Below are 22,908 nucleotides of genomic sequence, written 5' to 3'. Positions count from 1 at the left end.
CTTTTCACATTGGTGATCCACAGATGGACTTCAAAGACTATTACAAGATACTCGGCGTCGAACCGAGCGCGGACGAGAAGGCGATCAAGGCCGCGTACCGCAAGCTCGCGCGCAAGTATCACCCCGACGTCAGCAAGGAGCGTGACGCCGAGGACAAATTCAAGGAGGCCAACGAGGCCTACGAAGTGCTTGGCGACAAGGACAAGCGCGCCGAGTTCGACGAAATCCGCAAGTACGGCGGCCAGCACGGCCGGCCGTTCCAGGCCCCGCCTGGCTGGCAGAGCCGCGGCGGCAATGGCGGCGGCGGTTTCGAGGGCGGCGACTTCTCCGACTTCTTCAGTTCGATCTTCGGCGCCCGGGGTGGCAACCCCTTCGGTGGTGGCGGCCGGCAACAGCGCAGTACCGGCAGGCGAGGGCAGGACGTGGAACTGGAACTGGCGGTCTTCCTTGAAGAGACCCTGAACAACGAATCCAAGCAGATCAGCTTCCAGGTGCCGCAGACCAACGGCGCCGGGCAGCGCACCGGGTTCACCACCAAGACCCTGAACGTGAAGATCCCCGCTGGGGTGACCGACGGCGAGCGCATCCGCCTCAAGGGCCAAGGCGCTCCAGGCGTGGGCGGTGGCGCCAACGGCGACCTGTTCCTGACCCTGCGCATGGCACCGCACCCGCTGTTCGATGTCGAAGGCCATGACCTGATCATCACCGTGCCGCTGGCCCCGTGGGAGGCCGCGCTGGGCGCCAAGGTGGCGGTGCCGACCCTGACCGGCAAGATCAACCTGACCATCCGCCCCGACAGCCAGAGCGGCCAGCGCCTGCGGGTCAAGGGCATGGGCCTGTTGAACAAGCAGGGCGAGCGCGGCGACCTGTATGCGCAGTTGAAAGTGGTCATGCCCGCCCAGTCCGACGCCGCCGCGCGCGAGCTGTGGACCCAGCTCTCCGAGAAAGCCGCGTTCAACCCGAGGACTCAATGGAGTAAGTGACCATGAGCAGCACCCTGATCGTTCAACTGGACATGCGTACCCTGTGCCAGGAGGCCGATGTCACGGCCGACTGGGTGATCGAGATCGTCGAGCACGGCATTGTTGAACCGTCGGGGCGAACGCCTGACGAATGGCTGTTCGATGACCGCGCGCCGGTGACCTTGAAGCGCGCGGTGAAGCTGCATCAGGAGCTGGAGTTGGAGTGGGAAGGGGTGGCGCTGGCGCTGGAGCTGTTGGAGGAAGTGCAGCAGTTGCGCAGTGAAAACAGCATGTTGCGCCAGCGTTTGGGCAGGTTTACCCAGATGTGAAGTCGCGTCGCGGACCTGTGGGAGCGAGTTTACCCGCGAATCAGGCAGTGCGGTGTATGGCACCGGCTTCGCCGGTGTTCGCGGGTAAACCCGCTCCCACAGGTGACGTCGATTTGCTGTGGGAGCGGGCTTGCCCCGCGATGGCCCTAACGCCGCTCTGAAGCCGGCGCCAGCACCTTGAAATACAACGCCGTAGCCCGGTACACCCCATCCGGCCCACAGGCATAGTCCGGAATCTCCCCCGCCTTGCTGTACCCCTGCGCCCGATAGAACGCCTCCGCTCCGGAGCCGGCCTCGGTATCCAGATACAGCATCCCCCGCCGGATCCGCCGGGCATCGGCCTCCAGCGCATTCATCAGTTGCTGCCCCAACCCACGCCGTCGCGCATCGCTGTGCACCAGCAGTTTCTGCACCTCGGCCCGGTTCAGCCCATTGGGCTTCAGGCACAGGCCCAGCTGCACGCTGGCCATCACCTCATGGCCCTGGGCGATTACCCATAACAGTTGCTCACCACTGGCCAGGCGCGCCTTCACCTCATCGAAATAGGCATTGGCCTGCTGCTCGTCGATATCCGCAAGAAAGCCCACCGAAGCCCCCTGTCGCACCGCATCCAGCAGCAGGGCCACCAGGCCCTCGCGGTAATAGGCCAGGCCTTCGTGGGTGACGCGTTGCAGGTGGGCGGCGTTCATGGGGTTCAGCTCCTTGAGGGGGGAAGGGCGTTCTCGTCCAGGTTCAGCTGCATGAAGGTCAGGTCCAGCCAACGGCCGAACTTCACGCCCACCTGGGCCATCTGCCCGGTGATGGCAAAGCCCAGGCGTTCGTGCAGGCGGATCGACGCGGCGTTGCCGCTCTCGATGGCGGCGACCATCACATGTTTGTCGCAGGTGCGCGCACGTTCGATCAGTGCCGCCATCAGGATCGGCCCCAGGCCTTTGCCACGCTGGTCGCCACGGATGTACACCGAGTGCTCGACGGTGTGCCGGAAGCCTTCGAAGGGCCGCCAGTCGCCGAACGAGGCGTAGCCCAGTACCCCGGTTTCATCCACCGCCACCAGGATCGGGTAGCCCTGCTGCGCGCGGGCCTCGAACCAGGCCTGGCGGTTGGCCAGGTCGACCGGGGTTTCGTTCCAGATCGCCGTGGTGTTGCGCACGGCGTCGTTGTAGATGTCGAGGATGCCTGGCAGGTCTTCGACCAGGGCATCGCGCAGCGGGTAACTCATGACGGCATCTCGCAAGGGAAGTCTGTGCAGATTAAATGGTAACCAGGCCGCGTACACCTTCGGCCTGCATGTTTTCACCCCGGCCACGCTGGACGATCTCGCCGCGGGCCATCACCAGGTACTGGTCGGCCAGTTCCTCGGCGAAGTCGTAGAACTGCTCTACCAGCAGGATGGCCATGTCGCCCCGGTCGGCGAGCATGCGGATCACCGCGCCGATTTCCTTGATCACCGACGGCTGGATGCCTTCGGTCGGCTCGTCGAGGATCAGCAGGCGCGGACGGCTGGCCAGGGCACGGCCGATGGCCAGTTGTTGCTGCTGGCCGCCGGACAGGTCGCCGCCACGGCGCTGTTTCATCTGCTCCAGCACCGGGAACAGTTCGTAGATGAACGCGGGTACCTCCCGTGCCTCGCGGGCCGGGAAGCGCGACAGGCCCATCAGCAGGTTCTCTTCGACGGTCAGGCGCGGGAAGATCTCGCGGCCTTGGGGCACGTAGGCGATGCCGGCCTGGACCCGTTGCTGGGGCTTGAGCGTGGTGATCGGCTTGCCTTCCCATTCCACGCGGCCCTCGCGGGCCGGCAGCAGGCCCATCAGGCAGCGCAGCAGGGTGGTCTTGCCCACGCCGTTGCGCCCGAGCAGGCAGGTGACCTCGCCGACCTTGGCCTCGAAGGACAGGCCGCGCAGGATGTGGCTGCCGCCGTAGTATTGGTGCAGGGTGTCGATCTTCAGCATGTTCTGCCCTTGTGTGATTTGAGCGTGGGAGCGGGCTTGCCCCGCGATGGCGCCAGACCTGGAAATGATGTTGGCAGGGCGGACGTAATCGCGGGGCAAGCCCGCTCCCACGCACCCCCCGCAGGCCTACCGGCCCAGATACACCTCAACCACCCGCTCATCCGCCTGCACCTGCGCCAGCGACCCTTCGGCCAGCACACTGCCCTGGTGCAGCACCGTCACATGGTCGGCAATGCTGCCCACGAACCCCATGTCGTGCTCCACCACCATCAGCGAATGCGTGCCGGCCAGCCCCTTGAACAGCTCGGCCGTGAACTCGGTCTCGGCGTCGGTCATGCCCGCCACCGGCTCGTCCAGCAGCAACAACTGCGGCTCCTGCACCAGCAGCATGCCGATCTCCAGGAACTGCTTCTGCCCGTGGGACAACAGCCCGGCCGGGCGCTGGGCCAATGGCAACAGGCGCAAGGTGGTCAGCACCTGGTCGATGCGCTGGCGCTGCTCGCCACTCAAGCGCGCCGCCAGGCTGGCCCACACCGACTTGTCGGCCTTCAAGGCCAACTCCAGGTTCTCGAACACCGTCAGCGCCTCGAACACCGTGGGCTTCTGGAACTTGCGGCCGATCCCGGCCTGGGCGATCTGGTATTCGCTCATGCGGGTCAAGTCGAGGGTGTCGCCAAAGTAGGCGCTGCCGCTGTCGGGGCGGGTCTTGCCGGTGATCACGTCCATCATCGTGGTCTTGCCCGCACCGTTGGGGCCGATGATGCAGCGCAGCTCGCCCACGCCGATGTACAGGTTCAGCCCGTTGAGTGCCTTGAAGCCGTCGAAGCTGACGCTGATGTCTTCCAGGCTCAGCACCGTGCCATGGCGGGTATCGAGCCCGGCTTTGCGCGCCTGGCCCAGGCCGATGGCGTCACGGCCGGCGCCCAGCTGATCGAACACCGGCTCCAACATGAATTCCGGGTGCACCGGGGGTACGCCTCTCATGGCTGGCTCCTTTTCTTCACAAGCCCGACCACGCCCTTGGGCAGGTACAAAGTGACGACAATGAACAGCGCACCGAGGAAGAACAGCCAGTACTCGGGGAACGCCACGGTGAACCAGCTCTTCATGCCATTGACCAGCCCGGCGCCGAGCAGCGGCCCGATCAGCGTGCCGCGCCCACCCAGGGCCACCCACACGGCCGCCTCGATGGAGTTGGTCGGCGACATCTCGCTGGGGTTGATGATGCCCACCTGCGGCACGTACAGCGCCCCGGCCAGGCCGCACAGCACGGCGCTGAGCACCCACACCAGCAGCTTGAAGCCACGCGGGTCGTAGCCGCAGAACATCAGGCGGTTCTCGGCATCGCGCACGGCGGTGAGCAGGCGCCCGAACTTGCTGCGGGTGAGCTGCCAGCACAGGTACAGGCTGGCCAACAACAACAGCACGGTGAGCAGGAACAGCACCGCCCGGGTGCCCGGCGCGGTCACATCGAAACCGACGATGGTGCGGAAGTTGGTGAAGCCGTTGTTGCCGCCAAAGCCGGTCTCGTTGCGAAAGAACAGCAGCATGCCGGCGAAGGTCAGGGCCTGGGTCATGATCGAGAAGTACACGCCCTTGATCCGCGAGCGGAAGGCGAACCAGCCGAATACCAGCGCCAGCAACCCCGGCGCCAGCACCACCAGGCACAGCGCCCAGGCGAAGTGCTGGGTGCCGGCCCAGTACCAGGGCAGCTCGTTCCACGACAGGAAGGCCATGAACCCCGGCAGGCCGTCGCCGGCCGCCTGGCGCATCAGGTACATGCCCATGGCGTAGCCACCGAGGGCGAAGAACAGCCCGTGGCCCAGGGACAACAGCCCGGCGTAGCCCCACACCAGGTCCAGCGCCAGGGCGACGATGGCGTAGCAGAGGATCTTGCCCACCAGCGTGAGGGTGTAGGCCGAGACCTGCAGCGCGTGCCCGTCGGGCAACAGCGACAGCAGCGGCAAGGCCAGCAACACCAGAACCACGGCGGCGCCCAAGGCCAGCGAAACCCGCGGCCCGGCCTTTTGTGCGGCAGTGACAAGCAGTGGCTGGTTCATCAGTCGATTACCCGTCCCTTGAGGGCGAACAGGCCTTGCGGGCGCTTCTGGATGAACAGAATGATCAGCGCAAGGATGAGGATCTTGCCGAGCACCGCACCGATCTGCGGCTCCAGCAGCTTGTTGGCGATGCCCAGGCCAAAGGCGGCCCAGAGGCTGCCGGCCAGTTGCCCGACACCGCCGAGCACCACCACCAGGAACGAGTCGATGATGTAGCTCTGGCCCAGGTCAGGCCCGACGTTGCCGACCTGGCTCAGGGCCACGCCGCCCAGCCCGGCGATACCGGAGCCCAAGCCGAAGGCGAGCATGTCGACGCGGCCGGTGGACACCCCGCAGCAGGCGGCCATGTTGCGGTTCTGGGTCACGGCGCGCACGTTCAGGCCCAGCCGTGTGCGGTTGAGCAGCAGCCAGGTGAGCAGCACCACGGCCAGGGCGAACACGATGATGACGATGCGGTTGTAGGGCAGCACCAGGTTGGGCAGCAGTTGGATGCCGCCGGACAACCACGCCGGGTTGCTCACCTCGACGTTCTGCGCGCCGAAGATCAGGCGCACGGCCTGGATCAGGATCAGGCTGATGCCCCAGGTGGCCAGCAGGGTTTCCAGCGGGCGGCCATACAGGTGGCGGATCACTGTGCGCTCCAGGGCCATGCCCACCCCGGCACTGACGGCGAAGGCCACCGGCAGGGCGATCAGCGGGTAGAACTCGATCGCACCTGGCGCGTAGCGCTGCACCAGCACCTGGACCATGTAGGTGCTGTAGGCGCCGAGCATCAGCATCTCGCCATGGGCCATGTTGATCACCCCGAGCAGGCCGAAGGTGATCGCCAGGCCCAGGGCCGCCAGCAGCAGGATCGAGCCCAGCGACAGGCCACTGAAGGCCTGGCCCAGCAATTCGCCCACCAGCAATTTGCGTTGCACCTGGGCCAGGCTGGTTTCGGCGGCGGTGCGCACCGCCGCGTCGGTTTCGGCGTTCGGTTGCAGCAGCGCTTCGAGGCGGGTGCGCGCCAGCGGGTCGCCGGTTTCGCCCAGCAGGCGCACGGCGGCCAGGCGCACGGCGGGTTCGCTGGCGCCCAGTTGCAGGTTGGCCAGGGCCAGGCCCAGGGCGGCGTGCACGGCGGCGTCCGGCTCGGCGGCGAAGCGGCGGTCGAGGAAGGCCATCTGGGCCGGTTGTGCGCTTTTTTGCAATTGCTGGGCAGCGGCCAGGCGGGTGTCGGCCTGATCGCTGAGCAATTGGTGGCTGGCCAGGGTGTTGTCGAGCAGCCCGCGCAGGCGGTTGTTCAGGCGCAGCTTGCGGGTGTCGCCTTCGGCGATGCGGCCTTGGCGCAGGTTTTCCAGCAGCGGCAGGCGTGCTGAATCGGGTTGCGCGGCCCAGGTTTCGAGCAGGCTGGCTTGCTCGGCGGGTTTGGCGCTGAGGAAGAATTCGCCCTCGCTGGCTTGGGTGGCCAGGGGTAGAAGCAGTAATAGTGTGAGCAGGAGTCTGAGCATGCGGGCCATCCTGGAAATCGGCGGTGGATTCATCGCGGGGCAAGCCCGCTCCCACGCTGCCCCTCATTCACGTGGGGGCGGCGTGGGAGCGGGCTTGCCCCGCGATGGCGTCAGTTGCCCTTCACCGCATAGTCAGGCCGCTTGTCATTCCCCGGAATGAACGGGCTCCAAGGCTGCGCCCGCAGCGGCTGTTCGGTCTGCCACACCACGCTGAACTGCCCGTCATCCTGGATCTCGCCGATCATCACCGGCTTGTGCAGGTGGTGGTTGGTCTTGTCCATGGTCAGGGTGAAGCCCGACGGAGCCTTGAAGCTCTGCCCGGCCAGCGCCTCGCGCACTTTGTCCACGTCCGTGGACTTGGCCTTCTCGGCGGCCTGCGCCCACATGTGGATGCCCACGTAGGTGGCCTCCATCGGGTCGTTGGTCACCGCCTTGTCGGCGCCCGGCAGGTTCTTGGCCTTGGCGTAGGCCTTCCAGTCGGCGACGAATTTCTGGTTGACCGGGTTATCCACCGACTCGAAGTAGTTCCACGCCGCCAGGTGCCCCACCAATGGCTTGGTGTCGATGCCGCGCAGCTCTTCTTCGCCCACCGAGAACGCCACCACCGGCACCTCGGTGGCCTTCAGGCCCTGGTTGGCCAGCTCTTTGTAGAACGGCACGTTGGAGTCGCCGTTGACCGTGGAGATGACCGCCGTCTTGCCGCCGGCGGAGAACTTCTTGATGTTGGCGACGATGGTCTGGTAATCGGCGTGGCCGAACGGGGTGTACACCTCTTCGATGTCCTTGTCGGCCACGCCCTTGCTGTGCAGGTAGGCGCGCAGGATCTTGTTGGTGGTGCGCGGGTAGACGTAGTCGGTGCCCAGCAGGAAGAAGCGCTTGGCGCCGCCGCCGTCCTCGCTCATCAGGTACTCCACCGCCGGGATCGCCTGCTGGTTGGGCGCGGCGCCGGTGTAGAACACGTTCGGCGACATCTCTTCACCCTCGTACTGCACCGGGTAGAACAGCAGGCCGTTGAGCTCTTCGAACACCGGCAGCACGGATTTGCGCGATACCGAGGTCCAGCAACCGAACACCACCGCCACCTTGTCCTGGGTCAACAGCTGGCGGCTCTTTTCGGCGAACAGCGGCCAGTTGGACGCCGGGTCCACCACCACCGCTTCGAGCTGCTTGCCGTTGACCCCGCCCTTGGCGTTGATCTCGTCGATGGTCATCAGCGCCATGTCCTTGAGCGAGGTCTCGGAAATCGCCATGGTGCCCGACAGCGAATGCAGGATGCCGACCTTGATGGTCTCGGCGGCCTGGATGCTCCAGCTCAGGCCCATCGCCGCGATGGAGGCGCTGAGGGTGAAGGCCTTGATCAGACTGCGTCGCTTCATTTGGTCACTCCGATGTGAGGGTGGGTGTTGGCCAGATCGGAGATTGCAAGGGCTGTGCCTGGCGGCGGAATACGCGCAATAGAGCGGTTGTGCGATGAATCAGGGCGTAAGGAGGGGCCAGGATGGTGCCTGGAGGTTCGACGTGCACAGCATTGGGGCCGCTGTGCGGCCCTTTCGGGGGCAAGCCCGCACCCACAGGTACAGCGCGGACTTGGAGGGCTGCGATGTACCTGTGGGCTGCGTTACTCGGATTTTTTCGGCTTGCACAGTGACCTGGCATATGCGCTGAAATGGATATCGCCCGCCTTGGCGGTATAGACCATGTTCAACCTGATATCGGCGATCACCGAAGGGTCCGCCAGCAGTTGCTCGCTGCCGAGAATCTCCAGCGTCCATTCTGAAATGGCGCCCGTGCCTTCGAACGGCAGGTAACGGCCGTCGTGGAACATCAGTTCGTAGACCCAGGTGCCGGGGTCATAACCCAACCCATCCTCGGCAACCGTCGATGACAGGGCGATCTGTTGGTTCACGCTTGGGTTGCGCAACACGCGCTTGGGGTCCTTGCCCGCTTCCTCGAGCCTTTGCTGCTCGTCCTCCGATCTGCCGGCCGGGGCTGGATACAGCGAGCTGGCGGCGTCCTTGTCGGCCTCGAGCAAGGTCGTACTGCCCGTCTGGGTCAGGGTTGCGCAGAGTTCGTCCAGGCTGCCATCGCCCTTGAGCACGAGGGTCACCGACACGTACTTGAGCTGGCGCAGATAGTGGCCTGGGTAGCTCCTGTCGAAATCGACCGCCATGAACGCAAAGCTGTGGATGATCGATACAGCGGGATCGGTCGGCTTCTTGAACACTGTGGTCCATGCTGTTTCGCCCAGCCGATCCTTCAGGCTGAACGATTTCTTGATGGTCAACCGACGCTCGTTGTTCAGCAGGTATTCATTTTCCATCTGCTGCAGGTTCACCAGCAGGGACTCACCCACCAGCATGCCCTTGAAGTTGTCGCGCCAGGCCGTGGTATCGATGAAGCTGGAGCGCCGATAGTCGCCAATCTCGTAGCGCCAGGCGGCTTCCACCGCCAGGCACAAAGAGCGGACGGCATCGTAGGCCGCACCGTAGAGATGCTCCTGGCGGGCCACCAGCCAGTTGTAGACGGGGATGATGGTGAAGCCGGTGGTCATGGACACGTAGGCTTCCTTCAGATTGACCCGATCCTGTTCACATTGGGCCAGGGCAATTGTGCTGGCATTGAGTTCGATGTTGGTTTCGTCGAGCTGTTGGTCAAGGATCTTAAGGTCCCATTCGACCTGGCTTTTTTCGAATGCCCATTCGGCGGCGCGGCGGTTGTAGGCGGCCTGGATCAGGAGTTCTTCAGCGATCATGTTCGAAGCGTCAGCTGTTGCATGCAACGCTTGGGCAGTCCTGGCTGAGGGCGCCGAGGTATCGTTACCGCCCATGGCCATGCCGTAGATGGTGGGAACAGCGGCTTTCGTTATACCTGATCCCAGTTCAAAAAATATGCTTGTAAGTAAGCAACTGTTGGCCGTCCATTTGAATACTGTAGAGGTGACCTCTGCAAGCGAGCGGCCGACATCGATGAGATCGCTGAGGTATTCGTTCTGTGCGACGGCTTTGCTTCGGCTAAGCTGCAGCGCTTTCTTCTTGGCCTGGACTCCGCTGATGGCCTCTTTCTGGATGTGGATGGCGAAATCGACCATCTTGATTTCCTGTGCCTTCAACTGCACTGAAAGGCTGGTGTTGAACTCATCCTCCATTAGCTTCATGTAGTGCCGCCCGAAGTCGGATAGTTGCTGGGCTGCGGCCTTGGCGATGGGCAGCAGTTGGCGGAACCGATAGTGGGGAACAGCCAATTGGCCGTCGCGGTATGGGAGAGGCAGGTTGCTTACACCGCCCAGCGAATTGCCGAATGCCTCCAGACTTTCGCTATTCCAGTCCAGGGGCGGCAGTAGCTTGCCATCGAGGGTGAGCCCATGGCGCAGGTTGAACAGGCGACTCTGGAGTGTCTTGTCCAGGTCGAGCACCCGGCGGTTGAGCGGCCTGCGGAACGCGTCAGGTCCGAGTGCACCCAAGGTGGTGATAGCCCAGCGTGATGAGTTGCGCCCCTGCGGTAACGGGCCGAGCAGCTTGAGGGCTTGCTGGTAGCACAACCAGGCTTGGTTGAGCGTGCTGAGCGTGAGCTGGCGGTAGTAGTGGTCGCCCTGCGCTATCCAGTTCTCGAGGAAGGCGAGGTAGATGGCTTGCTGATAATGCCGGGCAAGTACAAAGACGCGACTGATGGGGTCTACATCCTTGCGCAGCGTCGAGCTCAAGGTGCCCACCTCCGAGAGGGGGCGGGTGCACCACGGTGCAGGGCGCCCCTCTTCGTCGGGCTCGGTTCGGTAGGGGTTGAACAAGTAACGCAGGTACCAGTCTTCCGCTTCTTCGAATTGTTGTTGCTCGGTCAGGCGCATGGCAACCATCGCGGGCACGTGCAGGAACAGTTCGCGAAAGTAGAGGGCGTTGGCACCATGGAAGTCCATGTTCACCGTGTTTGTGTCATTGTCCAGATCAGGTTCTTGAAGTATCTGGGTATCCCAGGCCAGCACTCGGTCTACGCCTTGGGTGGCGCGTGCGACCAGATTCTTGCCAAACAAGGTGTTGAGGCGGATTTTGTCTGCATTAAGGGTAGGCAGTAGTGTCTTTGATTTTTCCAGATCCAAGTATTTGGCCTGGGCGCCGTTGCTAGCGAGTGAAACACTCCAAGTCTCATCGAGTTTTAGCTCTTCAACAGAAACGGTATAGGTGAGAGTGTAGGAGGCACGGCCGGATGGGGAGTATGTTTCAATTTCAATTTCAATTTTGTATTCGGTGTCTGTGGTGAAATTGAAACAAATTACTATTTTACGAGCATTTGTTTTTCTGTGTGTGTATCTCTCGTGGTGATAGCGAATTTTTTTTTGAGCTTGGAGTACGGAGATCTTGCCGTAAGATATTACTATGTGTTTATCGTCTGAGTTGTTGTATTGGTGTGTCACAACTAAGGCGCTAAGCCACGGGTCGAGGGTTGCATTTGAAGTGTTTTTAAACTTTTCGTTTATGGTCTCGTATATAATTCCTTCTTTAGTAGGGTTATCTTCCTTGTAATGCACCTTTAAAGGCCTGCCGTTATATGGGTGCTGAACGGTGAGTGTGTCTTTGTAACCTCCTAGCAATCCCTCGATAATTGATTTCGAATTAACCTCGTTAATAGATTTTTTTTCTGTTAGCAACAGGTCGCGCGCCTCAACGTAGAAGTCATTTTCCTTTTTTAGATCGGTTTGTGCTTCCTTAGTGGTGTCAGTGGTGTCAGTGGTGTCAGTGGTGTCAGTGGTGTCAGTGGTGTCAGTGGTGTCAGTGGTGTCAGTGGTGTCGTACAGCAACGCGACCAGCCAAGGGTCTTGCCGACGATCGCCTTCAACGTCGACTACTACAATCAATCCGGGCTTGAAGTCCATTCCTTTCGCATAGTCTGCAGGGGCCCACTTGCCTTCCTTGTCGAAACCATCAAGACGCATCAGTTCATTACCTGTGCTCCATGTTCCATCACATTGCTGAAACGCATATTGCACAGAGAACTTTCGCTTTTTGGCCAAGGTTTTGTTTGCACTCTCTCCATCAGGCAAGTCAGTGCTGCTGCGTTCCACCCAGAAGATGTAGCGACGCCCGGCAATGACCACCGGCCGTATGACATCGCTGTTGTCTGTGCCTTTTGCAATTTCGTCTGTCGCCGCCAGCCCGACTTTCTCCCATTCGCTCCACGCCAGGGGGCTCAGCCGTTCCTGATCGTCGCGCAGGGCCATGTCGAGGGTTCGCCAGTAGTACTCGTAAGGCGTGGTATTGGTCTTGGCGAGCAGGTGATAGGTACCGTTCTTGGGATCATGGCTATCCAGGTAGCCACTGATCACTTGCAGGTTGCTGACTCGCTCGAACTTGGCCAGGTAGTTGAAAATGGCCGTTTGCAACAATGTGGTATCCATCTTGCCCTGGTTGAGTTCGACCTCGAGTTCTTGAAACGCCACGCTCTTGTTGGGCCGGTTGGCGTAGTAGATGAGGTTGGCGGGGTGGTTACGCTGTTCCCTGTCGCGCTTCCAGGTGCCGTACAGCCCAAGCTTGCTTTGCCACTGCACCTGGCTGTCCCCTGATGGCGAGGTTTGGCCATACCCCGGCTCCAGGCGTGCATACAGCCGTGAAAGGTAAAGTTGCAGGCTGCCGATGGCCTGGTTGAGCAGCGTGGTGCTGACCGCGCTGCTGACGCGGATATCGCACAGGCAATAGGTCGACAGATCGTCCAGGGAGGTGAGGGTGGCCCCGGTGGTCGCTGCGCCGGTGGGCCAGTATGCGATGAGGTAACCGGCAAGCGCGTCGCGCCAGTGTTCGCGGGTCTGCTTGTCGACGCATTCACGCAGCCCGTCATCGGCACCCGCCAGTAGCAGTTGGCTGATGCTTTCGTATTCAAGGTAGGGCGCTGTTTCGTCCAGCTCGGTAAGGCTCAGCAATGACGAACATGTCAGGCCGGTCTTGGCGCAGAGCGTTTTCAGGCGCAGGACGAAGTCGATATCGCTGATCGTGCAGGGCACGCATGGGATGCCCACCTCACGTTTGACCGTATGAGGGCGTTCAGTCAGCGCCTCAAGAGTAAGTGGGAAATAGGCATACCTATTCGTGTCTCGGTATTTTTTCCACTCTTCTTCCCATAGTGTCGGATCGTAGGCTTCCTGATATTGCGCCTGGGTGAGTAACACAGGCCCTGGGTGTTTTTTTAGAAAGTCGACAAATTTGTCCAGCATGCTTTGAAAGTGCTGGGTGTAAGCGTAGGCGCCGGCCTTGCGGACGACGAAATCCCTGAATGAGACCTTGATGCCTACCTGGTTATATTTGCTGCGTTCTTGCTCGGACAGTGTTTCCAGAAAGTCATCGAACGTTGGCCTGGTATCCTCGACTGACGCTAAGGCTTGTACACAAGGGCAGGCGTCTTTTACTTCGTCTTCGCTCCAGTCAATCAAAGCGGCGAGTGCCTTGGCCGCTCCTGCCACTTTCGCCTCGGTGGTATTGGCGCGGTGCCTTGCAAGGTAATCGATTGCATCAGGTTCATCTGCCCCCGTCTTCCTGCACAGCTCAACCCATTCGCAGAAGCGACTGAGCTGATAGCACAGATCCAGGCTCATGTTTTCGAGTGGCGGCGCCTCAAGATCGAACCATTCCGGATGGTCAACGAGTGCCTGGAGGGCACCAGGGCTCAGCCGCAGCAATGTGCTCAACGCGCAGCGGCGCTCGAGCTTGAACCAAAGTTGGGTCGCCGTATGCTTTTCTTCAGGCTGGCTGTTGGTGTCGGTGAGGGCCCGGGCAGCCTCCAGAACGGCCTTCGCCGATGTGCCTGACCAACGCAGAAGCGGCGCGGCATGCTGGGTGGTAAGCCCAGTCCCCCCAGGCTGAGCGCCAAAGACACTGATCAATAGTTGAGCTGCCAGTTCTTGCTGCTGGGTTTCCGTGGTCCAGTGCAGAAGCGCTTCCTCGATGGCGGAATACCGCTCTTTGAGGGTGTCCAGCAACTTGCGCTCCAGTGCCACTTGCGTGGTAGGGACAGGGGCCAGCGCTTCCAGTAACACACTCGGAACGATCTGCTGCTTACGCAACCACTGATCGAGGTTGCTCAAAGCGATCAGCGTATCCAGTACATCCGTGGCTGCGGAGTCGTCGATTACGGGCGTGCCGGCCAGTTGGGCCATCACGTCGCAGCCTGTGGTTGCCATCAATGCAGCCAAGGCAGCGGCCTCCCGGGGGGAGCGCTTGAACAGGCGATGCAGGCGGCTGAGGCGAAATAAAGAGGACAGCAGCGGCAGTGACACAGTGAACGTATTCAGCCCCAGGGCCTGCCTGGCTTGTGCCAGATAAGCCAGGGTTGTCTGTTCGTCCGCGCCCACTGCCTTGGCCAAAGCGGGTAGCACTTTGAGCTGTCCGTCCGCGCCATCGTCCGGGTCGAATGCTCGGCCGTCGAGTATCAGCGTGTCGAGTGTGTCGGGTCGGCCTGCACCGAGTCCATCGAGCACTCGGTCCAGCATGGGGAGGCGATCACCTACGGCATACGGGCAGACCTCGCATACCAAGGCGCTGAACTGTTCTGCGCTGATTCCATAGGCGTCCTGCAGGTAGCGGAACACGCCTAGGGCACGCAGGGTAGTGGGTGTCAGGTGCCAGTTGCTGGCCATTCCTTCGGCACGCAGAATCGACATCAGCAACAGGTCTACATCGGCGAAGGGCAGCCCGAGTTCCCTTTGCAGGTGAATCATCTGGTACATGCGCGACAAACAGTCGTAATCGATCATGTCGAACTGCGCTTTGATGCCGGCCTCGGCCATTGCATCCTTGATCGTCAGGCGCGTCGTTCTTCGCGCATTGATGTAAGCCGCACCGTTGTGGAATTTGCTGATGGCCGGATCGCGTGCGGGTCGGTAGGCGCGGGCATTGTGCACGAGGGTGTTGGCGGCTTGCGCATTGTCATCGACCCCAGACACTGCAAGCATCTCCAGCACCTGCTCGAAGCTCAGGCCGGTCCGCTGGCAGAAGGTTTCGACGTCCATGAGTGCGGCTTTCGCGGTTTTGGCGTCGAGATTTTCCATGCCATACCATTTGCGCCACTGGTCGCCGGTGCTGCGCAGTGCTTTTTCTTCCAACAGCAGTGCCTGCAGCGCCGGACTGAAGCCGCTGGCATTGCGCATGGTCTGGCGCAGCTCATCGGTTCGCAGGTTCTGGTAGCAGAAACCGGGGTAGCTGTAAGTCGCTTGCTGCAGCAGTTCGAAGTACGGGATTTTCCTGTACTTGAGCAGTGCCTTGATCTGCTCGTGGGCATAGTGGAACGGCAGGTTGGCATGCTGACCGGCGCTCGCCAGCACCTCGGGCAGATAAGCCGTGGCGCCTGCGCGTGCCTGGGCATTGCGCGCGAGGGTGTGGATGGCCAGGGCCAATGCGCTGACCGGTTGCTCCAACTGCGCGGGGTCGAGCGGCAGTTCGGCTATGTCAGGGCGGCGTTGCGCCAATAACTGGCGGGCGCTGGAGGTGCTGGCCTGCTCCAGTTCCAGGGCTTGCTGGTACAGCGCATGCAGGTAGGCGATGGGCCCAGTGTTCGACTCGGGCGCATCGGGGTCACAAGGATCGGCCAGTTGTTCCGGGAACAGTTTGGCGTAGGTGTGGGCGTTGGCGGATTGTTCGCTCATACGGATGTGCTCCCAGACGAGAAAGCGTCATTGGCAAGACGCGTCGGCCAGGAATCATTTGATGGCGTGTCAGGGGGCTGGGCAACTGACAAAAATGCCAGGTCGGCGCTGGCTTGGAAGCTGCAGGCCAGGTGTGGCGGGGGATGCAGCGCGGTCGAACATTTTGACACACCATTGATACTTGAGTACCGTGCCGCACCCCAGTAGTTTCTGCGGTTCGGGATTGGCGTCCCGTTGTCAGAATCGGACACATCGCTCTTGCGATAGCGTGTCCTGCATGGTTGCACCCGTTATGGGCGGAGCTGTGTGTGGGAGCCTTCGGGCTCACCGGAACTTCTGACCGGCAACGCCAACCCGCACGGCTCCGTCCACCCACATTGGCGTGTGGGCACGGAGAAACACTTCAGAAGGCTGCAAGGAGTAGCACCATGCTCAAGAAGATCGTTCCAGATCCCCCGTTCGCGCCTGTCGCTGGCGCACCTCTCATCGATGCCCGTCACCGAGAGGTGCACCCATGAACCCGGAATCGCGGGTCAGTCCCGCCATTTGCAAACCCCGCCCCGTTACCGCCTGCTCACAGTTCGGCACCTGCAATCACGCCCACGACCCGATGCTTTCGGTGCATGCCGGGGTGGATAGCGAGGATGCGCTGGTGTGCGCCGTGGCGGCGTTGAAGGCGGCGTATGAGACCAATGCCACCGCGCTGGAGAAGGCGGGGGAGCCGTTGCGCAGTTTGCTGACGGCTACGGAGAATTCGCTGGAGAAGGGGTTGGCGCTGGCTGAGGCGGTGCTTGAAGGGTTGGAGCAAGGCTAGCGGGCCCCATCGCGGGTCAAGCCCGCTCCCACGCCTGCCTGTGAGGTCGGCGTGGGAGCGGGCTTGCCCCGCGATGGGTTCAGGATCAGTTGTTAGACGCTTCACGCACCGCATTACGCGGCTGACGCTTGCTACGCACAAACTGATAAGTCACCGCCAACAGCACGAACCAGATCGGCGTCACCACCAGCGCCTGGCGGGTGTCGTCACGCAGGCTCAGCAGCACCAGGATGCCGGCGAAGAACGCCAGGCACACGTAGCACATGAAGCGCCCGCCGGGCATCTTGTAGCTCGATGCTTCGTGCAGCGCCGCACGGTTTTTCCGGTAGCTCAGGTACGACAGCAGGATCAGCGTCCAGACGAACATGAACAGCACCGCCGACACCGTGGTCACCAGAGTGAACGCCTCGACCACGTCGGGCACCAGGTAGATCAGCACCGCGCCCAGCAGCAGGCAGGCGCAGGAGAAGTACAGGCCGTTGGCCGGCACCGCGCGGCGCGACAGTTTCTCGAAGGCCTTGGGCGCATCGCCTTCCTGGGCCAGGCCGAACAGCATGCGGCTGGTGGAGAACACCCCGCTGTTGGCCGACGAGGCCGCCGATGTGAGCACCACGAAGTTGATGATGCTCGCCGCCGCCGGCAGGCCGGCCAGCATGAACAGCTCGACGAACGGGCTCTTGCCCGGTACCACGTCGCGCCATGGCGTGACCGCCATGATCGCCACCAGTGCCAACACGTAGAACACGATGATGCGGATCGGGATCGAGTTGATCGCCCGCGGCAGGGTGCGCTCGGGGTTCTTGGCTTCAGCGGCAGTGGTGCCCACCAGCTCGATGCCGACGAAGGCGAACACGGCAATCTGGAAGCCGGCGAAGAAGCCCATCAGGCCGTGGGGGAACATGCCGCCGTCGTTCCACAGGTTGGCCAGGCTCGCGGTGTCGCCGCCCGGCGACTGGAAGCCGGTGATGACCATGTACAGGCCGGTGACCACCAGGCCGATGATGGCGACGATCTTGATCAGGGCGAACCAGAACTCCATTTCGCCGAACAGCTTCACCGTCACCAGGTTCAGCGACAGCAACAGCGCCACGCAGCTGAGCGCGGGGATCCACTGCGGCAGGTCGGGGAACCAGAACTGGGTATAGGCGGCGATCGCCACCACATCGGCGATGCCGGTGACCACCCAGCAGAACCAGTAGGTCCAACCGGTGAAGTAGCCGGCCCAGGGGCCGAGCAGGTCGGCGGAGAAGTCGATGAACGATTTGTAGTTGAGGTTCGACAGCAGCAGCTCGCCCATGGCGCGCATGACGAAGAACAGCATGAAGCCGATGATCATGTAGACGAAGATGATCGACGGGCCGGCCAGGCTGATGGTCTTGCCCGAGCCCATGAACAGGCCGGTGCCGATGGCACCGCCGATGGCGATGAGCTGGATGTGGCGGTTGGTCAGGTTGCGTTGCAGGTGCTGGTCTTCAGCGGGGGTGGAGGAGGTCCGGGTCATAGGCTGCATTCCATTGAGGGTCAGTCTTCTTGTCAGAGGTAGCCGGGTAGGCTAACACGCCCGTTCCAGATGCGGGCGCGACAGATCGACACGATGTTGGCGGTGCAGCGCGCTACTCGACATGACGGGAATCAATGGTTGTTGGTGCCGGCCTCATCGCGGGGCAAGCCCGCTCCCACGCCGTGGATCGTGCTCGGCGTGGGAGCGGGCTTGCCCCGCGATTGCGATATCAGGCCCTAACCATGACCCGGCGCCTCACCACCAGGCTATCCACCACCCACATCACCACCATCGACACCCCCACCAGCGGGAACGCCACGCCCAGCACCAGCATCACCCCCACGGCAGTCTTCCAGCGCGGCAGGTCATGGCGCAGCGGCGGCACGCCCAGGCCACTGGCGGGCTTGCGCTTCCACCACATCACCAACCCGCTCACCGACCCCAGCAGGATCATCAGGCACACCAGCAGGATGATGATCTGGTTCAACGGCCCGAACATCTTGCCTTCATGCAGCATCACCCCAAGCTCGGTGGCGCGGGCCACCGGGCTGTAGTCCTGCCAGCGCACGTCGGCCAGCACCTTGCCGGTGTACTGATCGACATGCAGGGTGGCGTCGTTGCGCGGGTCGTCGGCGAACACGGCGATGGTGAACACACCGTCGGCAGTGGTTGGCAAGGTGATGCTGTAGCCCGGCGCAACCTGGCGCAGGGTGGCGACGTTCTCGACCTGCTGCAGGCTGACCTGCGGCGCGGCGGGCGCCTGGTCGGCCATGTGATGGCCGGCGTGCTCGGCATGCGCGCCGGACACCGGCATCGGGGTGTTCTCCAGCGCCCACGGCACGGTCTGGCGGTGGGCGTTGTTCAGCTCACCGGCCTGCTTGTCCGACTTCGGTACGTCGTTCCACATGGCCGCCGGGAAGCGGTTCCACAGGTCGGCGTACTGCTTGCCCCACATCCCGGTCCAGGTCATGCCGCTGATCAGCATCAACAGCAACAAAGCCGAACCCCAGAAGCCGGTCACGGCATGCAGGTCGCGCCACAGCACCCGGCCGCGCGCGCTCAAGCGTGGCCACAGCACCCCGGCGCTGTTGCGCCCGCGTGGCCACCACAAATACAGGCCAGACACCACCAGCACGATGCCCCAGCCAGCCGCCAGTTCCACCAGCCGGTCACCGACCGTGCCGACCATCAGCTCGCCATGCAGGGCGCGGGCGATGGCTTGCAGGTTCTGCTTGCCGTCCTGCTCGCCCAGCACCTTGCCGCTGTACGGGTCGACGAACACATTGAGCTCGCGCCCGCCGTCGTGCACCACGAACTGCGCGCTGCGCTCGGCGTCCAGCGGTGGCAGGTACTGGCCCACGTGCCCCTGTGGATAAGCCTGGCGCACGTTGGCCAGCAGGGTGTCGGCGTCCTGGCGCTGGTGGCCGGCCTCGACCACCATCAAGTCGCGGTACATCAGCGGGTCGAGCTGTGGCTTGAACAGGTAGATGATCCCGGTGATCGCCAGCAGGATCATGAATGGCGCGACGAACAGCCCGGCATAGAAATGCCAGCGCCAGGCCAGGTTGTAGAACGATACGTTTGGTTTGCTCATGGGAGCCTCCCGTAGACCTGAGTTGGGCGCGGTCAGGCCCCGCGCCCGTTTGTTGTTGTCAGAAGCTGAAGTCGACCTTGGTCCAGAAGGTCCTGCCTGGCTCGTTCACTGGCTCCGTCGAGTTCGCCGGATAGCCGAACCCGGCGTTCCCTGCCAGGTTCAGGTGCTCGGCGTAGGCTTTGTCGAACAGGTTGTCGACGCCCGCGCTGAGCTTGAGGTTGTTGTTGATCTTGTAGGCGCCGTTAAGCGAGAACACGCCGAAGCCGGCGCTCTTGCCATAGTCCTTGCCCACCACGTTGCCCTGGTTCTGGGCGATGCGGTTCTGCTCGTCCACCAGCCGCCACAGCGTGCCGACGCTCCAGGCGTCACGGCTGTAGGTCAGGCCCAGGCGGCTTTCCAGCGGTGGCATCTGCGGCAGCGCCTTGCCGTCGCTGCTGTTCTTGCCCCAGGCATAGGCCAGGGTGGCGTCGGCCTTCCAGTTTTCAGTGAGCTTGTAGGCCGCGCCCAGTTCGCCGCCCATGATGCGGGCGTCGATGTTCTGTGCCTGGGAGGTGTAGCCACCCATCATGTTGCGGCGGTAGTCGAACAGGATGTAGTCGCGCACCTGGCCGACGTAGCCCGAGGCCCAGGCCTCCAGGCGTTCGCCCTGGTACTGGATGCCGAAGTCGAGCTGGGTGGTCTTCTCCGGCTTGATGCCGTCGAAGGCGTTCGCCGAGCCGGCCGGGGCCAGCTTGGGCGAGAACAGCTCCCAGTAGTCGGGGAAGCGCTGGGCATGGCCGAGGCCGATGTAGGTGGTGGCCGGGATCGCCGCCAGGTCGTGCTCGTAGCGCACGAAGCCGCTGGGCAGCGTGTCGGCGCGGGTGTCGCCTTCGGTGGCGCTGCCTTTGCGGAAGTCGCGGGCCGAGGCGCGGTCCAGGCGGGCGCCGGTGATCAGGCGGTCAACGCCTGTGGCGTACCAGGTCAGTTCGCCGAAGGCGCCGTAGTTGTGGAAGTCGGCGTCCTTGGTCCAGGGTTGGCCCTTGTGCGCGTCGATGCCCATGCCGCCGCGCTGGCGGTGCTCGTTGGTCTGTGCGTCGATGCCGCTGATCAGCTGCACGTCGGCCCAGCGCCAGGTGGCCTTGATCCGTGCGCCCATAGTGCGGCGGTCGACGTTGCTGACCATGGGCATGCCCATCATGCCGGTGCCTGACGGGGTGCGCAGGCTGTAGTTGTCCATCACGTGGTCGGCGTAGTTGTAGTAGACCTGCGCCTCGACCTTGTCGAGCACCTCGCCGAGGTTGGACTTTTCAAAGCGCAGGCCCAGGCTTTCGCGCTTGAACTGCGAGCCGTCCATGCCACGCCCGGCGGAGCGGGCCTCGCCGTCGCCCTTGCCGGCGGTCAGTTCCAGCAGGGTGTCGGCGTCCGGGGTCCAGCCGACGGTGGCATCACCGTTCCACTTGTCCCAGCGCGAGGGCACGGTGTCGCCGTTGCCGTCCTCGAAGTCGTCCGAGTGCGACTGGTTGCCGACGAAGCGCACATAGCCGAGCTGGTTGCCGGCGGCAGCGTCGAGCACCTTGTCGAAGCGGCCGTTGGAGCCGACCAGCACGCTGCCGTTGACCCGGCTGCCAAGCTCGCCGAACTTTTCCGGTTCACGCTCGAAGAGGATGGTCCCGGCGGAACCGCCGGGGCCCCAGATCACGCTTTGCGGGCCCTTGATCACGGTGAGGCGGTCGTAGGTTTCCGGCGAGATGTACGACGTCGGCGCATCCATGCGGCCGGGGCAGGCGCCGAGCATCATGCCGCCGTTGGTGAGGATGTTCAGGCGCGAGCCGAACATGCCCCGCAGTACCGGGTCGCCGTTGGTACCGCCGGCGCGGATCACCGAGAACCCGGGGATGGTCTTGAGGTAGTCGGCGCCGTCGCTGGCCGGCACCGGCTGGCGTGGGTCCTTGGGGTTGGTGACCACGGTCAGCGGCGAGCTGGGGGCGATGGCGGTGATCACCGTTGGGCTCAGCTCGGCAGTGTCGTGGGTGTGGCCTTCGTGGCCGGTTTCGGCGGCCACGGCCAGCGGTGCGAGCAGTGAGCCGCACAGCAGGGCGATGGTCCCGCGCAGGGAAAGGGCAAAAACAGGGGTACAGCCGGACATAGTGATTCCAGTCGATCAGTCGTGAGTCAGCGCGAAGCCTCCTGGCTTCGGGCGTTTATCGTGTTGTGTTCAAACGACGATCGAACGGGGCGGCGCGCGGCTGCGCGCGCCGGGGAATACAGCCTGCCGGGCATGGCCCTGGCGCGTGGCGACGGGGAGGTGGACGGGGGGGAGCACGCTGCCCGCCGTAAGCGGGCTGAGTGTCTGGGGCAGGGCGGGGCAGTTGAACAGCAGGCTGCAGTAGCCGCACTTTTCCCACATCACATGCAGTTGGCCATCGTTGCCGTGGCCCTGGTGATGATCGTGGCCATGCTCCATGGGCATGGCCATCGACATGTCCATCGGCATGGACATGCCGGCGTGGTGTTCCATCGGCATCGACTGGGAAACCAGTGGGCCGATGAAGATCATCCACATGGCGAACAGGCTCAGCCAGCCGCCACCGACGCGCCTGCGATCAGGGCGGGTGCTGCGGGTCGAGCTGTTACGCGGCAGGCTCATGGTGAGCGCCTGTCAGCTGATCAGTGTGCGTGTTCGTGCGCCGCGGGCTGGTCGGCCGGTGGCTGCTTCTGCACGGCGACGTCGACGGTGACGTCACCGGCTTTTTCGAAGTGCAGGGTCAGCGGGAAGCGCTTGCCGTCCGTGAGCAGGCTGCGGTCCTTGGGCTGCATGAGCATCACGTGGTAGGCGCTGGGGGCGAACAGCACATCCTTGCCGGCCGGCACCACGACGCTTTGCACGTGTTGCATCTTCATGGCGCCGGCGGCGCTCATCACGTGTTCGTGCAGCTGGGCGTCATTGGTGATGGGGCTTTTCACCGAGAGCAGGCGGTCATCGGCCTTGCCGTTGTTGTGCACGACGAAGTAGGCCGCCACGTTGGGCGCGTTCGGCGGCAGTTCCAGCGACCAGGGGTGGGCGATGTGCAGGTCGCCTACTGTGTATTCATGGGCATTGGCATAGGCGCCGGGCAGCAGCAGGGCGGCCAGGACGAGGGCTTGCTTGAGCATGGGTGAGTCTCCGGTCTGTTCAGGTTCTGATGGACAGCTTAGTGAGCATCAGGCCAGCGGAGAGGCACGGGGATTGAGCGCGGGCCATAACTGGCGCGGCGTGGGCTGGTAGTCGGCGAGGTGCGGGATGTGCCCGGTCAGCAGCAACGGCGGGTTGTGCAGTTGTGGCGGGTAGCCGGGCAAGGCCAGCAAGGGCGCGGCGCCCGAGCAGCACCAGCAGTTCATCATGCTGGCGCTGTCATCGCTTTGCGGGCCGAGATCGATCTTGGCCAGGGCCTGTACATCGACTTTGGCCTTGTTCGCCATGCTCGAACAGAAAGCCCCCCACAGCAGCTGTTCGGCCGGGCCCTTGGGCGCGGCAGAGGACAGCGGCATGGCCAGCAGGTTGAACAGCACTGCAAGGCAGGCTATCCAGGCGATGTGCCGACGTGGGGGCATGGAGAGATCCGGTCAGGAATCG

At 63.1% G+C, this 22,908-nt stretch carries 17 protein-coding genes; 3 read left to right on the top strand and 14 right to left on the bottom strand.

From position 1 onward, the window contains the following. Nucleotides 1–23 precede the first annotated feature (23 nt). Both cbpA and F6X61_RS04285 read left to right on the top strand, forming a co-directional pair. Nucleotides 24–983: a curved DNA-binding protein gene (gene cbpA, locus F6X61_RS04290; protein ID WP_153785555.1), complete on the top strand. Its 960-nt coding sequence runs from the start codon at nucleotides 24–26 to the stop codon at nucleotides 981–983. Between the two features lie 2 nt (nucleotides 984–985). Continuing rightward, nucleotides 986–1,291: a chaperone modulator CbpM gene (locus F6X61_RS04285; RefSeq protein ID WP_110992969.1), complete on the top strand. Its 306-nt coding sequence runs from the start codon at nucleotides 986–988 to the stop codon at nucleotides 1,289–1,291. A gap of 146 nt (nucleotides 1,292–1,437) precedes the next feature. Here F6X61_RS04285 and F6X61_RS04280 read toward each other — a convergent pair whose 3' ends face one another. The 8 genes from F6X61_RS04280 to F6X61_RS04245 form a co-directional block, all read right to left on the bottom strand. Then, nucleotides 1,438–1,980, bottom strand: coding sequence for a GNAT family N-acetyltransferase (locus tag F6X61_RS04280; RefSeq protein WP_153785554.1), 543 nt, complete (start codon nucleotides 1,978–1,980; stop codon nucleotides 1,438–1,440). 5 nt (nucleotides 1,981–1,985) lie between these two features. Then, nucleotides 1,986–2,510: a GNAT family N-acetyltransferase gene (locus F6X61_RS04275; protein ID WP_153785553.1), complete on the bottom strand. Its 525-nt coding sequence runs from the start codon at nucleotides 2,508–2,510 to the stop codon at nucleotides 1,986–1,988. A 31-nt stretch (nucleotides 2,511–2,541) separates the two neighbouring features. Beyond that, on the bottom strand, nucleotides 2,542–3,240 hold the full coding sequence (gene urtE / locus F6X61_RS04270; protein WP_153785552.1) for an urea ABC transporter ATP-binding subunit UrtE: 699 nt from the start codon (nucleotides 3,238–3,240) through the stop codon (nucleotides 2,542–2,544). A 126-nt stretch (nucleotides 3,241–3,366) separates the two neighbouring features. Then, entirely contained in the window at nucleotides 3,367–4,224 is an 858-nt protein-coding gene (urtD, locus tag F6X61_RS04265) for an urea ABC transporter ATP-binding protein UrtD (protein WP_153785551.1), read from the bottom strand. Next, nucleotides 4,221–5,300, bottom strand: coding sequence for an urea ABC transporter permease subunit UrtC (gene urtC / locus F6X61_RS04260; protein ID WP_153785550.1), 1,080 nt, complete (start codon nucleotides 5,298–5,300; stop codon nucleotides 4,221–4,223). Before urtC ends, urtD begins: the two co-directional genes overlap by 4 nt. Further along, the gene (gene urtB / locus F6X61_RS04255; protein ID WP_371923653.1) at nucleotides 5,300–6,820 is read right to left on the bottom strand and encodes an urea ABC transporter permease subunit UrtB; all 1,521 of its coding nucleotides are present in this window, start codon (nucleotides 6,818–6,820) and stop codon (nucleotides 5,300–5,302) included. The genes urtC and urtB overlap by 1 nt, the downstream gene beginning before the upstream one ends. A 77-nt stretch (nucleotides 6,821–6,897) precedes the next feature. Beyond that, complete coding sequence (urtA, locus tag F6X61_RS04250) at nucleotides 6,898–8,163, bottom strand: urea ABC transporter substrate-binding protein (protein WP_153785548.1); 1,266 nt, start codon at nucleotides 8,161–8,163, stop codon at nucleotides 6,898–6,900. A 242-nt stretch (nucleotides 8,164–8,405) separates the two neighbouring features. Further along, nucleotides 8,406–15,407, bottom strand: coding sequence for a neuraminidase-like domain-containing protein (locus F6X61_RS04245; protein WP_153785547.1), 7,002 nt, complete (start codon nucleotides 15,405–15,407; stop codon nucleotides 8,406–8,408). 514 nt (nucleotides 15,408–15,921) lie between these two features. Between F6X61_RS04245 and F6X61_RS04240 the strand changes: the two genes are divergently transcribed. Further along, on the top strand, nucleotides 15,922–16,221 hold the full coding sequence (locus F6X61_RS04240) for a hypothetical protein (protein WP_153785546.1): 300 nt from the start codon (nucleotides 15,922–15,924) through the stop codon (nucleotides 16,219–16,221). Between the two features lie 85 nt (nucleotides 16,222–16,306). On the opposite strand, the gene cycA is transcribed toward F6X61_RS04240, so the two are convergent. The 6 genes from cycA to F6X61_RS04210 all read right to left on the bottom strand — a co-directional run bounded on the left by cycA (nucleotide 16,307) and on the right by F6X61_RS04210 (nucleotide 22,886). Beyond that, nucleotides 16,307–17,722: a D-serine/D-alanine/glycine transporter gene (cycA, locus tag F6X61_RS04235; RefSeq protein ID WP_153785545.1), complete on the bottom strand. Its 1,416-nt coding sequence runs from the start codon at nucleotides 17,720–17,722 to the stop codon at nucleotides 16,307–16,309. 229 nt (nucleotides 17,723–17,951) lie between these two features. Further along, a complete protein-coding gene (locus tag F6X61_RS04230) occupies nucleotides 17,952–19,316 on the bottom strand; it encodes a PepSY domain-containing protein (RefSeq protein WP_153785544.1) in 1,365 nt (454 codons plus the stop codon). Between the two features lie 58 nt (nucleotides 19,317–19,374). After that, a complete protein-coding gene (locus F6X61_RS04225) occupies nucleotides 19,375–21,441 on the bottom strand; it encodes a TonB-dependent copper receptor (RefSeq protein ID WP_153785543.1) in 2,067 nt (688 codons plus the stop codon). A gap of 69 nt (nucleotides 21,442–21,510) precedes the next feature. Next, nucleotides 21,511–21,942, bottom strand: coding sequence for a DUF2946 domain-containing protein (locus F6X61_RS04220; protein WP_153785542.1), 432 nt, complete (start codon nucleotides 21,940–21,942; stop codon nucleotides 21,511–21,513). A gap of 20 nt (nucleotides 21,943–21,962) precedes the next feature. Next, nucleotides 21,963–22,448: a copper chaperone PCu(A)C gene (locus tag F6X61_RS04215; RefSeq protein ID WP_153785541.1), complete on the bottom strand. Its 486-nt coding sequence runs from the start codon at nucleotides 22,446–22,448 to the stop codon at nucleotides 21,963–21,965. Between the two features lie 48 nt (nucleotides 22,449–22,496). After that, on the bottom strand, nucleotides 22,497–22,886 hold the full coding sequence (locus F6X61_RS04210; RefSeq protein ID WP_153785540.1) for a DUF2946 domain-containing protein: 390 nt from the start codon (nucleotides 22,884–22,886) through the stop codon (nucleotides 22,497–22,499). Between the last annotated feature and the right edge of the window lie 22 nt (nucleotides 22,887–22,908).

The organism is Pseudomonas sp. EMN2 (assembly GCF_009650555.1).
GTDB classification, from domain to species: Bacteria; Pseudomonadota; Gammaproteobacteria; order Pseudomonadales; family Pseudomonadaceae; genus Aquipseudomonas; species Aquipseudomonas sichuanensis.
Note: the sequence above shows the minus strand (reverse complement) of the source record. Positions and strands in the feature narration are given on the sequence as shown.